Origin of the sequence: Sporomusa termitida, assembly GCF_007641255.1 — a bacterium.
Lineage (GTDB): Bacteria > Bacillota > Negativicutes > Sporomusales > Sporomusaceae > Sporomusa > Sporomusa termitida.
This window is the reverse complement of sequence record NZ_CP036259.1, coordinates 4348110-4362188: the sequence shown is the minus strand read 5'-3', so window position 1 is coordinate 4362188 and position 14079 is coordinate 4348110. Positions and strand designations below refer to the sequence as shown.

Annotated in this window: 9 protein-coding genes; all 9 read left to right on the top strand. The window is 54.4% G+C overall.

Annotation, left to right across the window (positions count from 1 at the left end; genetic code table 11):
* Position 1: 1 nt before the first annotated feature.
* Entirely contained in the window at positions 2 to 721 is a 720-nt protein-coding gene (locus tag SPTER_RS20270; RefSeq protein ID WP_144352059.1) for an energy transducer TonB, read from the top strand.
* An 87-nt stretch (positions 722 to 808) separates the two neighbouring features.
* Positions 809 to 5599: a TonB-dependent receptor plug domain-containing protein gene (locus SPTER_RS20265; RefSeq protein ID WP_211367344.1), complete on the top strand. Its 4791-nt coding sequence runs from the start codon at positions 809 to 811 to the stop codon at positions 5597 to 5599.
* 217 nt (positions 5600 to 5816) lie between these two features.
* Positions 5817 to 6893, top strand: coding sequence for an ABC transporter substrate-binding protein (locus tag SPTER_RS20260; RefSeq protein ID WP_144352057.1), 1077 nt, complete (start codon positions 5817 to 5819; stop codon positions 6891 to 6893).
* Between the two features lie 40 nt (positions 6894 to 6933).
* Complete coding sequence (locus SPTER_RS20255; RefSeq protein WP_144352056.1) at positions 6934 to 7458, top strand: flavodoxin family protein; 525 nt, start codon at positions 6934 to 6936, stop codon at positions 7456 to 7458.
* Positions 7455 to 8963: a heme anaerobic degradation radical SAM methyltransferase ChuW/HutW gene (gene hutW / locus SPTER_RS20250; protein WP_211367342.1), complete on the top strand. Its 1509-nt coding sequence runs from the start codon at positions 7455 to 7457 to the stop codon at positions 8961 to 8963. Before SPTER_RS20255 ends, hutW begins: the two co-directional genes overlap by 4 nt.
* A gap of 91 nt (positions 8964 to 9054) precedes the next feature.
* Complete coding sequence (locus SPTER_RS20245; protein ID WP_170233346.1) at positions 9055 to 9393, top strand: SdpI family protein; 339 nt, start codon at positions 9055 to 9057, stop codon at positions 9391 to 9393.
* Positions 9394 to 9647: 254 nt separating this feature from the next.
* The gene (locus tag SPTER_RS20240) at positions 9648 to 11393 is read left to right on the top strand and encodes a 2-oxoacid:acceptor oxidoreductase subunit alpha (RefSeq protein ID WP_144352054.1); all 1746 of its coding nucleotides are present in this window, start codon (positions 9648 to 9650) and stop codon (positions 11391 to 11393) included.
* Positions 11390 to 12247 (top strand): thiamine pyrophosphate-dependent enzyme, encoded by an 858-nt coding sequence (locus tag SPTER_RS20235; RefSeq protein WP_144352053.1) that lies wholly within the window; start codon positions 11390 to 11392, stop codon positions 12245 to 12247. The genes SPTER_RS20240 and SPTER_RS20235 overlap by 4 nt, the downstream gene beginning before the upstream one ends.
* A 457-nt stretch (positions 12248 to 12704) precedes the next feature.
* A complete protein-coding gene (locus SPTER_RS20230; protein WP_144352052.1) occupies positions 12705 to 14006 on the top strand; it encodes a PHB depolymerase family esterase in 1302 nt (433 codons plus the stop codon).
* Positions 14007 to 14079 lie beyond the last annotated feature (73 nt).

The window sequence follows — 14079 nt, the reverse complement described above, 5'->3', positions numbered from 1 at the left end:
CATGACAGAATATTGCAGCTGGCGGCGGGCGTTCCTGTATTCGGGGCTTTTTCACCTGGCTGTGGCCATTTGCTTCGGACTGGTCTTTAGCGGCAATATGATCCACCGGCCGGAAGCGGAATATGTCATTGATCTCGATATGGTGGATTATCAGCAGGGCAGCGGTCAGGCGGGCGGCGGCACGCCGCAACCTGCGGAAGTCCAGCCGGAGCCGGAGCCGGAGCCGGAGACGCCGCCGGAACCGGCGGCCCTGGCGCCGGAAAGCATTGCCGTACCCGCCGCCGCCCCGGTAGCGGCGCCGGCTGCCGCTGCCAAAACCAGCATTGCCGGCAGCAGCGGGGCCGGCAGCGGGGCCGGCGACGGCGACGGGGCGGGTGACGGGCGCGGTTATGGCGAAGGCAGCGGTTACGGTGCGGGCAGCGGCAGCAGCGGCGTCGCCGGCCCCGGCAGCGGCCCCTTTGATTTCAACGGCTTCGCCAACGCGGTTGACGCCAACAAGCAGTACCCTTATATGGCGGTAAAACGCAATATGCAGGGAACGGTTACGGTAGCGGTCACACTGGATGCGGACGGCAATCTGGTAAGCGCCAGTACCGTCGGTTCGGCCACCCGCCTGCTGGAACAGGCCGCCCTGCAGGCCATACGCGCCGTATGCCCCTATCCCAATGCGCTCAAAGCGCCGGTAAGCTTTACAACCACCGTCCATTTTGTGTTAAAGTAATCAAAATTATGAGGCCAATGCCCGCCGGCCGCCAGCCTGAATGGGGCCGGAACCAAGAGAAAGTTTAAGAAACCAGGGGGAATCACCTTGAGTAAAAAAAGAAGGGCCCGCTGCGCGGTCGCCGCCTTGTTGACGGCCAATATATTTGCCCTGTGGAGCGGGGCGCTGGCGGCCGAGGACACCGCCAAAACCCGGGACATCGTCGTCGAGGCGGACGCCGCCAGGGAGGAAGCCAAATACGAATCCCAAAGCACCACCATCATTACCAAGGAGGATATTGAGCGCAAACAGGCCAAAAGCGTCGAAGACATTATCTTCGATGAAACCGGCGTAACCCGGACCGTCGACGCCATGGGCCGGGTAGGCGTTTCCATCCGGGGCGCCGAACCGCGGCATACGCTGATCTTAGTGGACGGCCAGCCCGTCATGGGCGACTTTGCCAAATACTCCGGCGCCGGTGATGAGGTGATGCGGTTAGGGGCGGAGAATGTAGAGCGCATCGAAATCATCCGGGGCGCGGCATCAGCGAAGTATGGCGCCGACGCGATCGGCGGGGTCGTCAATATTATTACCCGCAAGGCAGCGTCTAAACCGGGCTTGCAGGTCAATGCCGAAGGACGGCGGATCAGCGGCGACGGGGATATATTTCCCTATCAGAATATCTTCCTGCGCGCCGATACCGGCGAAGTAGGAAAATTCCGGGTAGGCTTATATGGCAGCAAGCGGGAGATCATGCCGGTCTATGGGACTACCTATTTCGGCGGACTGGCCGGCGGCGAGAATGTACGGAACTCCCTGCGCTACTATGGCGATATCAAGAATATCGGCTTGATCGGCAGCTACGAGATCGATGACCGGAACAAGCTCGAATTCAACATCGACCGGCTGAATGAAGATCTCGAACGGTATGTCAAGCATTCGGACTCAGGCATGGAGCCGCAGCAGCATTTTAAACGGGAGATGGACCGGAATACGTACCGGCTGTCTTACAGCGGGAATAACGGCGGCAATACGGACTGGAAAATCGGCCTGGACTACGCGAAGCTGAATGAGGACGACCTCACGCTGTCCTCCAGGTACAGCAATTCGCAATACGAAGGGAAGAACACCTTAAACTATATCGATGATATCGAACATAAGCAATGGAACCTCAAAGCGTCGGCCAATACGCAGGTCAATGACAGGCACCTTTTGACTTATGGTTTTGGTTATATCAAGGAAAACGGCGTAGGGAGCCGGCTGAAAAGCGCGCCGGATACCTATACGCGCTACATCGACCCCTGGGATTATGACAAGAATCTCTATACCAAAGGCGGCACCGGGGCGCCCGCCTCCAACGTGCATGATTACGAGCTGGTGCGAAATGAAGCCGGCGTACCGTACTATGACCAGGACTATGAATGGTATGGCGCTCGTGATGAAAATGGAGCAAACATAGTTCCCTCTTTTACGTACCTGGATTTCCTCGAGTACACAGCTTACGCAACAGGAGCCCCGGCGGACGTAGTGGCCAGGCGGGACGCGTTTGCCCTACAGCTGAAAGCAGAAAATCCATCGCTTACTCTTAGCAATGCCTCCGCAATTAACCATTATTACGCCGATTGGTATCGGGACGCCACTTATAACGGGAAGACGTTTCAAGAAGAATACAACAGCCGGCAGAATCGCCAGCAGGTAGGCCGGGCGGAAATCAAAAAGCAGCACTTTTTCCTGCAGGATACCTGGCAGGTGGACGCCGATACGATCCTCGCCCCTATTTTCCGCGTCGACCACAGTAACCTGTTCGGCACGAACGCCACCTTCAACATGGGGCTGACTCATAATATCAACGGGAATGCCAACCGCCGCTTTAAAGCCAACATCGGCACCGGCTATACGGAACCGGGCATGGGCGAGCTCTATTACAACTGGGAAATGTATGCGGGCATGCCGGTTGATATTTTTAAAGGGAAGCTGGGTTATTACTGGGTCGGCAATCCTGATCTGAAACCGGAAAAGTCAGTGAATTTCGATATCGGGATTGAGGGGGAAAACAAGAATACATCGGCTCGCTTCAATGTCTTCCACAATCGTATTGATGATTATATGTCAACGTATTTCACCGGCTATTTAATGGATTTTGGGCCCACCGATTCCGAAGGCTGGAAATGGCTGGCCCCGCCGGATATGATCTACAGCTTCAAGAATATCGGCAAGGCGGAAATCACCGGCGCCGAAGCAGAGGTACAGCAGAAGTTCGGCAGGCACTGGACCGGGAAGCTGGGCTATACCTATCTCTATGCCCTGAATAAAAGCGATCCCGATATGCCGCGGCAGCTGCTGGACAAGCCGCAGCATAAGGTCGATATCGGCATCACCTATGAAAACCTGAAAGGCGGCTGGCGCTCTTCCCTCTGGGGCAATTATTATATCAATATGCTCGACAGCAACAGCGTGGCCAATAACGGCAATTACCTGGAGTATGACGAAAATGGCGACCTGAAGTATAATTTTGCCGAAGGGGGCAAACAGACCTATGAAAAGAAAACCTTCGGCCTCTGGAATTTATTGATCCAAAAAGACTTGTCGAAAGATTCGCTGGCCTACTTTGGCATCGACAACCTGTTCAATCATCGCGATGATGACCGGGCCTTCCAGGAACGGGTCTATAAAATTGGCCTGAATATGAAGTTTGGCGCTGCTGCGGGCAGCAAGAAGGAAGCGGACAGCCAAACAGACAGCGCCGCAACCGACGCACCGGCAGCAACGCAGGCAGCGGAGAACTGGTTTATCGAGAAACCGTTTGACGCCGATAAAAAAGAAGGCGTGGAACTGATCGGCGACTATCAGGCCCGCTGGAACGCTAATACCGGCAAGAATAAACCGGAAGCGAGAGAAACGGCGGGCGCCAGTGTGGGAGACGCCGCCAAGAATATCTTTGAGAAAGCGGATCACGGTTTTGAGCAGCGCCTGCGGGTCGGTATTGACGCCCGTATCGGCGATAAAACGAATGTCACCGTCCTCGGCAGCGCGGCCGGCATGAGCGGCGTGGATACAGCCTATGACGCAGCCGGCTCCAAAGGCCTGAACGAGCAGCGGCTGGAAAAAGCGGAAATTACGCAGAATGTGAAGAAGTGGGACTTTACGGCCGGCCGCCTGACCGAACCGCTGGGGGTTACGGGCTACTGGTTTGACAAGGAATATGACGGCGGCCGGGCCGTGTGGACGAATAAGCAGACCCAGGTGCGGATCGGCTATGGTGATTTCAGCCATAGCACCGGGATCACGGATTCGGCTTATACCCATGCGACCCATCAAGTCTTTTTCCGGGCGCCCACCAGAACGGAATGGCTGGGATATGACACAAACGACTATCCCGAGGAGGGCGCCCCTTACAAAGATAAGGTGGTCAGCGTAGACGGCTATCAGGGACTGTACCAGAAGCTGGCTCAGGCAGCCAGCCTGGAGGAACAGCAGCAGATTATCAATCAGTATTTGGAAGTCATCAAGCAAGACGACCCGGCTGCCTATGACACAATTACCTCTATGCAGATGAACCCTTCTATCAATACGTTTGCCTGGCAGAAAGTTACCGTTACGGCTGAGGGGACAGGAGAAAAGTTAGGCGAGTATATTGTCATGGTAAATCCCTCTGGGAATAATTCATTTAGGACGACAGAGAGGGTTTCTTATGCCGACTTTTTTGATCAGGAAGCCTTGGAAGCGGCTGCGGCAGGGACATGGGACAAGATCGAACCGTCTTTGGAAGCAAGCGGGGTAACCAGAGAATGGATCGGTCAAAATAATTCGGTTTTTCTGTCAGAAGGCTATTATAATTTTACCACTACCTTCTTAGGCTACGGCGAATACACCGGCGATGAAATCTTCCGGGAACTGGCTGTTCGTGACTGGGCTATTCCTGTGGATGAATTCGACGCAAGTGCTTTTACGGTACTTACGAAAGACGAAGCGAAGGCCAAGGCCATTACTTCCTTATGGGACAGCCAGAATACTTTTAAGCAGTTATGGACCAGGGTAAACTACTCACCATCAACAGGCGGGTTCCCGGAGGGACGAATTACTGGGGGGGCCGATGTAGGAGTGACGGTTAGGAATATTATTTCTAACATGGCGAATGTGGTGACCTGGGGGCCGGAAGACCGCAGCTCCCTGCCGCTGGAGTTGCTGGAACAGCTTGAGGGAAAAGTGATTCGGGTGTCGGGAACCGTCTTAGTGCAGGACCGGATCCCGGCGATCCATAATGCCGCGTTTGTCCAGGCCAAACAGCAGCTCGGCGATAATCTGGGCATTCAGGCCTGGTATTTGCGTTCGGTCAATGATAAGCAGCACGGCATAGCGGTGGCCAATGGCGATACGAATGACGTATATACCTTTGATCAGCTGGCCAATGTCGTCGGCGTGGGGGCAAAATGGAAGCTCAATGATCAAATCACTTTCTCCTATGACCGGGGACGGAACCTGACGGATTTTGGCCGGTTTATGAATGGAAAAACGCTCTATAGCCATACGGCGGGAACGTCGGACTTTGCGCTGGCCGGGCGCCAAGCGGGCGGCACGCCGCGGTTCTGGGTAGCCCGGGTGGATATCGGCCGCAGCGATACGGAGCAGCCGGGCAGCTGGAATGCCTTCGCCGATTACAAGCACTTTGAGCATGGCTCGTTCTTTGGCGGCAACGGCACCGAAGGAGTACCTGACCGCTATCTGGACGGTATCCGCAGCGTTACGGTAGGAGCCGGCTATGTACCGGCCAAAGACTTCCTGTTAGAAGCGTTCTATACCTTTGACGCGAAAGGGACAGGAAAACGGGATACGCTGTATGGACCGGAAAATTTCAAACTGGGAGATTATACGCGAGTGCAATTGACGCGCAGGTTCTAAGCAAGATGATCGTCTAAATAACCATTGACAATGATTCTCACTGTTGGTATAATAAACATTAGAAAAAAGCACCAATTTTAAAATAGTAATGCACTGCCTGATGATCTAATCAGGTGAGCGCAGAGTGCAAAAAGAGAGCTAGGAGCTCCGTTGCGTAACTTATATTACGCTCGGAGTTTTTCTTTTTTTCTTAGCAAAACAAAGGAGTGTGGACTGGATGCTTGGCTATGATAGAATTGTGCAGGATTCATGGCATGAGCCGCAGACGGAATTGCGCCCTGTCCGGTGCGCTTTCTGCAATAGCATGCTGTTTCGCGGTGCAGTGGAAAAAATCGAAATTAAATGCCCCAAATGCGCCGCTATTCAGGTTTTGCAACGCAACGGCGACGGCTGGATCAGTGAACGCAGCCTGCCGCGCAACCGGTTTGTCAGGCTGGGTTGTGCCCGGGCGCGGATGGTGACCGACAGTGCCGGGCGGCTTGTGGCCATTCCGGACCGGCCGCAGCGTGTCATTACTTTGAATTCATCCAACCTGGGGCTGTACGTGGCAACCGGCGGCAGGCCGGTCGGCAGGGGGACCGGCGACATGGCGCCGGCCATCCTGAAGGATGAAATCAGAAAAATTCCCACAGTAGGCCTGCCGCCCAACCCCGACTTAGAACGCATTATGGCGATAAAACCGGATTTGGTAATCGGCATGGCTTTTCCGGCCCATCAGTCGCTGGCAGTTGTGCTGGAAAGAAAAGGTATCCCGACGATTTTGCAGACGTTTGACCGTTATGCCGATGTCCTGGAAGCGCTGCATTTTTACGGAGAGCTAAACGGCAACGAGGGACTTGCCGATAAAAAAATCACTGCTATTGAAAAACAGCGGTGGCGGCTGATCGAACAGGCCGGCGGGCGGCCTTCGCCCCGGGTGCTTATTGTCTGGGCGATCGACGGCGGACTCTATGCAGCGCTTTCCACAAGTTTTATCGGTGACATGGTGAAACGGCTGGGGGGGGTGAATATGTCTGATTTGCTGGCGCCTATGGAGAAAAAATTAGCCTATGCGCCGCTGGATTTTAAAGCAATTGCTGCCGTTCAGCCTGATGTCATTTTATTCATTGACCACCGGTTTGGCGAGATGGCGAGTAAAGGACTGCAGGTATTGCAAAATCCCCGGTGGCAGAGTCTGGACGCTGTGCGGCAAAACCGCGTATATCAGCTCCCTTATTCTCTGTTTGCCGTCAATCCCGGCGCGCAGATTGAGGAAGCTTTGAGCGTCCTGGCAGGTTTTCTTTATAGAAAATAGAATGGATGATTATAGCACAAGAGGAAAGGAATGATTTTATATGCAATATATTGTTTTGTATTCATCACGGACCGGGAATACCAAAAAAATAGCGGAGGCCATCGGCAGCGTTCTGCCGGCGGCAACCCCCTGTTTGCCTGTTGGGGAAGCGCCGGTCGATTTAAATGCTTATGATTGCGTGTTTGCCGGGTTCTGGGTTGACCGGGGGTCGGCCGATCCCGAGGCGCAGCAGCTGCTGCGGCAACTGGAGCATCCGCGCGTGGCCCTGTTTGCCACCTTAGGGGCAGATCCCAAGTCGCAGCATGCGGCCGACAGCCTTAGCAATGCGGCGGCACTGCGTCCTGGCGGCCAGCCGCTGGTACATAGTTTTATCTGTCAGGGAAAAGTCGATCCGGAATTGATCGAACAAATGAAAAAAATGTTTCCGGCCGGCCATCCGCATGCGGTGGATGAAAAACGGGAAGCACTGCATAAGGAAGCGAGCAAACATCCGGATGAAGCTGATCTGGCGGCCGCTAAAGCGTTCGCGGCCGAGACCGTAAAACGACTGGAGAACCTGGGATGATGAAACTGCAAGACTTGTTGCAAACACTCTCGGCGGCAGAAAAAGCGCTCCAGCTGGGGTATGAGAAAGCCGATCCGCTGACAGGCGCTTTCTCCCAGAAACGGGTAGTGCATGCGGGTCTGCAGGGCTGTCCCGTGCCGGCCGGTCAAGCACAGGCGATCTGGCAGCAGGTTATGGAACGGCCGCCGGCCGAAAAAACAGAACGGTCAGCCTATATTCATATTCCTTTTTGCCAGACAAAATGTCTGTATTGCGGGTTCTTTCAAAATGCAGCCAATCAGGCGGCGGAAGACCGGTATATTGATTGTCTGGTCCGGGAACTGGAGGCTGACGCTGATCAGCCCTACCTGAAAGAGGGTCCGATACATGCCGTTTTTATCGGCGGCGGTACGCCTACCTCGTTGTCGCCGCACAATGCCCGGCTGCTGCTGCAGGCCATTCGGCGCTGCCTGCCCCTGGCCAACGACTATGAATTGACGCTGGAAGGACGCTGTCATGACCTGATACCGGCCAAGATGGATGTCTGGCTGGACAACGGCGTAAACCGCGTGTCACTGGGCGTGCAGTCGTTTCACACGCAGATTCGCCGCCAGCTGGGAAGAGTCGACGACCAGGAAACCGTACTCCGGCGGCTGGCCGCGTTAAAGGCTTATCAACAATGTTCCGTCATCGTCGATCTTATCTATGGCCTGCCTGATCAGGACATGCAGGCCTGGGAGGAGGATTTGCGGATTCTGGCCGATTCGGCGGTCGACGGCATGGACTTATACCAGCTTAACGTATTTGAAGGCAGTGATTTGGATCAGCGGATACTGGCGGGGACGATGTCCCCGGCGGCCAGTACCGCCCAACAGGCCCGGATGTTTGCTTTTGCCCAGGAATTCGTAGCGAAACGGAATTTTTCGCGGCTTAGCATGTGCCACTGGCAGCGAAATAACCGGGAACGCAGCCTTTACAATACGCTGGCGAAACGGGGGGGCGCCATATTCCCGTTTGGCTGCGGCGCCGGCGGTAATGCCGGCGGCTATTCGACCATGCTGCACCGGGCGCTGCAGCCTTATGAAAACATGGTCATGGGCGGGCTTAAGCCCTTCATGGTCCTGATCGAGCAAGCGCCGCTGCAGTCGGTGATCAACAGCATATTGGACCAGCTGGAGCGGGGCTGTCTGGATTTACAGCCGCTGATCAAGGCCGACGAACGACTGGCTGAGCTAAAATGGCTCTATGATCTTTGGGAACAAAGGGGGCTTGTGCATTACGACGGCGTTGTTTACCGCTTGACCGTGGCCGGCCAGTTCTGGCAGGTAAATATTGCCCAGACTACGGTGGAATGCGTGCAGGCGATTGTAACGCAGGAACACAGCATCGCCGTGCAGGGGGTCGCAGCGCAGGACCGAAAGGCGCGGCCGCCGGGGACTAAGGTTATGCCGCCGGGGCATCCGGCAATGGAGCTGAATCCGATACCAGGCCGGAAAAAAATTGCGTCCGGTAATTCCTCCTGTTAATGCGCTTGCTAACGCTCCCGGCCGCCGGAGTGTCAACATACCAAAGTGAACCGTTTAACCACAGCTCGGGATGCCAGGGAGGGGGAGAAAAGTGCCGCCGGTAGTATTGACTGTAATCGGTTTTCTCTGGATAGTTTTAGGATTGTTTGCTTATTATGTAAGGATAAAGCGGAATTTTTTTTGGGGTTACCGGACAGCCCGGGCAATGGCGAGTGAAGAAGCCTGGGTCTGCGCCAACCGTACCTTTGGTAAATTTCTGGGCATCGCCGGGGCAGTAAATGTATTATTAGGAGTGGGCGGAACCTTAACTGTCTATGCGCAGCAAAACCACCCGGCAATTTATGGAATAAACTTTCTGGTTTTTATCGTCGGCACAATTTTAAGTATTTATTTGACAGAACGTTGCTTATTCCAAAAATATGATAAATAGGTCCGGGACAATGCGAGCCAGGTACAGGGCACTCTGTAAACCTGGCTCTTTTTTGCGATATGGGGCACATTAGACGTAGGCAAAACTTCGCAATCTTGGTGCGCTCATTTGCCGTGGTGTTTGTAGACGGCTGCCCTTGGGCCTGCGGCTTGCTGCATGCGGGCGCGGCTTTGGCAACAGGATTTTTCCCGAATATGCCGAAATTATAGGTGGAACAAAATCTGGTTATTTGGCAATATAAGGAGGGATATTTTTTGAGAAGCGATTTTAGCTGCCTGTTTGCCGGTGAAGCCGGCTACGGGGTCATGAGTGCCGGTTCGACTGTGGCTAAGGCGGCCGGGCGTAATAACCTTTGGGCTTTTGTTGTAAATGAATATCCGTCGCTGATTAAAGGCGGCCTGAACACCTGCCTGGTTCGTCTGGCGGCTGCGCCGCTGCCGGCCCATGAAGAGATGATTGATTGTCTGGCTGTGCTGTCGCAGGACGGGATGGAACAAAATTACGGCCGTGTGCAGCCTGGTGGTCTGCTGATTGCCGACGCCTCGCTCGCCGTCGACAGTAGCCGGCTGGCCCGCGGCGTGCGGGTTTACCAGCTGCCGCTGCTGCAAAAGGGCAGCGGCGATGTAGCTAAAATTATGTCCAATAGCGCGATGCTGGGGGCGTTTTGCGCGCTCAGCGGTTTTCCCGCTGACCTGATCGAAGCGGTTTTGGCCAGCGAATTTAAACCGGAGGTGTTTGAGAAAAACCGGCTTTTGCTGCGGGCGACCTATGAGCTGGCAGCGCAGCAAACGGCGGCAGCCGTGTTTCCCCTGCCATTTTCTGAGCCGCCGGCCAGGCGGATGCTGATCAACGGCAATGATGCGATTGCCATGGGCGCATTGCAAGGCGGCTGCAAGTTTGCCGCCGGCTATCCGATGACGCCGGGCTCCAGTGTGCTGACCTATCTTGCCGACTACGGCCCGGCTTTCGGGCTGGTATTTAAGCAGGCAGAGGATGAAATCGCGGCCATCAATATGCTGATCGGCGCCGGCTTTGCCGGTGCGCGGGCGATCGGCGCCACCAGCGGCGGCGGCTTCTCGTTGATGGTGGAGGCGCTCGGTTTTGCCGCGCTGGCCGAAGTGCCGCTGGTAATGGTCAACGCCCAGCGGGGCGGTCCCAGTACCGGCCAGCCGACACGCACTGCTCAGGCCGACCTGGCGTTTATCCTGAACGCGTCGCAGGGTGAGTTTTTGCGAATCGTGGTCGCTCCCGGCGACATCGAAGAGTGTTTTTTTGAAACCTTCCGGGCTTTTAACCTGGCGGAGAAATATCAATTGCCGGTCATTATCCTGACCGATAAATATCTGGCCGATTCGGCGGCAACCCATCCTTTCTTTAAGACCGAGGGGCTGGCAATCGAACGCGGCAAACTGGCCGACCCAGACTGGCTGGCGGCACATCAGCCCTATAAGCGCTATGAATTCACTGCCGACGGCGTGTCGGCCCGCGCACTGCCGGGAACCGGCGGCGGCCGCCATATTGCCACCAGCTACACCCATGGCGAGGACGGCTTTTATAGTTCCGGCAACCGCGAGTATGCCGGCAGTGAACCGGAAGTCACCGTTAAGGCTCTTGACAAGCTGTTTGACAAAGAGCCCCATATTCTGGCCGAGCTTGAGGCTGTCAGGCTGTACGGGCCGGAGACGGCCGAGCTGACGCTGGTTGTCTGGGGCTCAACCAAAGGCGCGGCGCTGGCAGGGATGGAACTGGCGACAGCGGCCGGCCTCAGCGTCAACGTCCTGCAGGTCGTCTATTTGTCACCCTTCCCGGCGGCGGCAGTGGCGGCGATCCTCGGCCGCAGCCGGCAAACGCTGCTGGTGGAAGGCAATAAAACGGCTCAGCTCGGCGGGCTGGTACGCATGCATACCGGCATTCATCTCGCCAACCGCTATCTGAAATATGATTCGCGGGCCTTTACGCCGTCGCAGATATTGCTGAAAATCAAGGAGGTGCTGGCATGAGTGCGTATGATGCTAATCTCGACTATGTTCCCACCTGGTGTCCCGGCTGCGGCAACTTCGGCATTATTAATTCCCTGAAAAAAGCGTTTGCCGTGCTGGAACTCGATCTTGAGCAGACCGTTCTGGTTAACGGTATCGGCTGCTCCAGCAAAATCGGCCAGTATATTAACTGCTACCGTATCGAAACCCTGCACGGCCGCACCCTGCCGGTGGCTACCGGCGTCAAGCTGGCAAATCACGGCCTGACCGTCATTGCCGAAGGCGGCGACGGCGACGGCATGGGCCTGGGGATGGGGCATTTTGTCCATACTGCCAGGCGCAACCTTGATATCAGTTATTTTATTCATAATAATCAGGTGTACGGCCTGACCAAGGGGCAAACATCACCGACCAGCGAGCCGGGTATGTTTACTAAGTTCACACCGCCGCCACTGGGCAATGTTGAACGGCCGGTCAATATCGTCGATATGGCGATCAGCCTGGGCGCCAGCTTTGTCGCCCGCGCCTACACCGGCAATATGAACCAGCTGACCGATATGATGGCGCAGGCGATCCGCCACCGGGGCTTTGCCGTGGTCGATATCCTGCAGCCCTGCGTGTCCTTTAACGCTGTCAATACCTATGCCTGGTACCAGCAGCGGGTCCGCACCATTGGCGGCGATCATGATCCGTCGGACCGTGAGCGGGCGAAGGCCCTGGCCGGGATATGGGGCGACGAGATTCCTGTCGGCGTATTTTGGCGGGAGGAAAGGCCCACCTTCGCCGACTCGCTGCCGCAGCTCAAAGGCGGTCCCCTGACAGCGCAGCCGCTGGCCGGCGCCGATATCAGCAGCCTGATGGAGGAGCTGGCATAGACAAGCGTTGAGTGCTGTCCATATTGCTGATGCTGTGTTAAGTTCAACAATGACGATTTTACCAACAGATAAATTCAGGTTGCTTGCTTAGTTGCAGCAGCCTGGATTACTCGAAGATTGAGAATATAAAAGCCATGATATCTGCAGTGACCGGCAAGTAAGCGCGCCCAATTTCTGCTCATTTTCTATCAAGGTTGCCCGGACACGGGCTGTGACTTAAAGGTAGTATCACAACCGTCACCGCAACTAGCGGAAAATACGGATTCTAACCTGTCAGCCGAATTGGCTGACAGGTTTTTTCAGGAGCAGGCAAAGGCCTATTTACCTGGTTTATAAGGCACGCACCTCATTTAATCCCGGTGTTTGCTTGTATTTTATGTAACAATTAGTGTTAAAATAAGGCAAGGAAAAACAGTCCTATTTCGCTGGCAGAAATAGTAAAGGGGAAAAATATAAAATGAAAAGATCATTATCAACGCTAGCGGTATTAATAATGCTTACTATGATACTGAATGCGTGTGCCTTTTCACCTAAAAAACAAGTGACGCCGGATGGTTCACATATTAAATCGGTAACGGCAATCACTGAAGTGTTTGGGGACGGGCAAAAGTTAATTGCCGCAGCAGTAGAATACGACAAAGAGATTGATAATGCAAAGCTCACCGCAGCCGCTTTCTCAGTCGCGGGCAGGAGTATAACAAAAGCATATGTCAATAATGCAGCCGCAAAGGCCCTGCAAGGCAAAAACGGCAGGTATGTCATCCTCGAGCTTTCTGAAGCGGATAAAAATGCTCTGACATTTATTCAACAAGGACGAACCAAGACAAGAAAGGAGCCCAAGGTTTCTGTCCAACAGACTGGCGATGTTATAACTGCTGCGGGCGAAAGTTATACGCCTTATCCTGATGTGCTGGAAAACAATAAAGTAATCAATCTGGTAGTGGACGATTTTAAGCAGCTTGAATACGAGGATCCTAAAACAGGAAAAACGCTGAAGTACAATTTATTTATACCTAAAAACTACAATGAGAATAAGTCCTACCCTTTGGTAACTTTTATTCATGACGCAGGGGCAACCAGCGACGTAACCGACACAACGCTGATCCAGGGCCTTGGCGGCGTGATCTGGGCAACCCCGTCAGAACAGGCCAAACGGGAGTGCTTTGTCCTTGTCCCCCAGTATTCTGACCAAATTGTCAATGATAAGTTAGAAGCAACAGCCTATCTGGATATTACAGTAGATTTAATAAACTCGATCGTCAGCCAGTATAACCTGAATAAAAACAGATTATATGTTACCGGCCAGGCGGGGGGAGCCATGCTGGCCATTGCCATGATGATAAAATATCCCGACTTTTTTGCGGCGCCATTGCTCGTAGCCGGTCAATGGGAACCGCGGGCAATGACTGTCCTGGCTAAAAAAAATATGTGGATTATCGTTGCCGAAGGGGATCAAAAAGCTTTTTCCGGTATGAATGCCGGCATCGCGAGAATGGAGACAGCAGGAGCGAAGGTTAGTAAAGCAATATGGAACGGCCAAGCCGGTGAGGAGGAATTGGCGTCTGAGGTGAGGAGGATGATTGGGGAAGGCCGCAATATTAAATATACGGTGCTGAAAAAAGGAACGGTAGTGCCAGCAGGTCAGGCGGATGACGCCGACGGCAATCACATCAATATATGGAGAATCGCCTATGCTGTCGAAGGCCTGAGGGATTGGCTGTTCACACAGGCAAAAGGCGAAAATGTCCATAACAAGTGAAAGATGGCTCTACCCATGCTTAAATGGGTAGAGCCCTCTTTCCTGTTGGTTACCGGTTTGGGGGCAGCCGCTG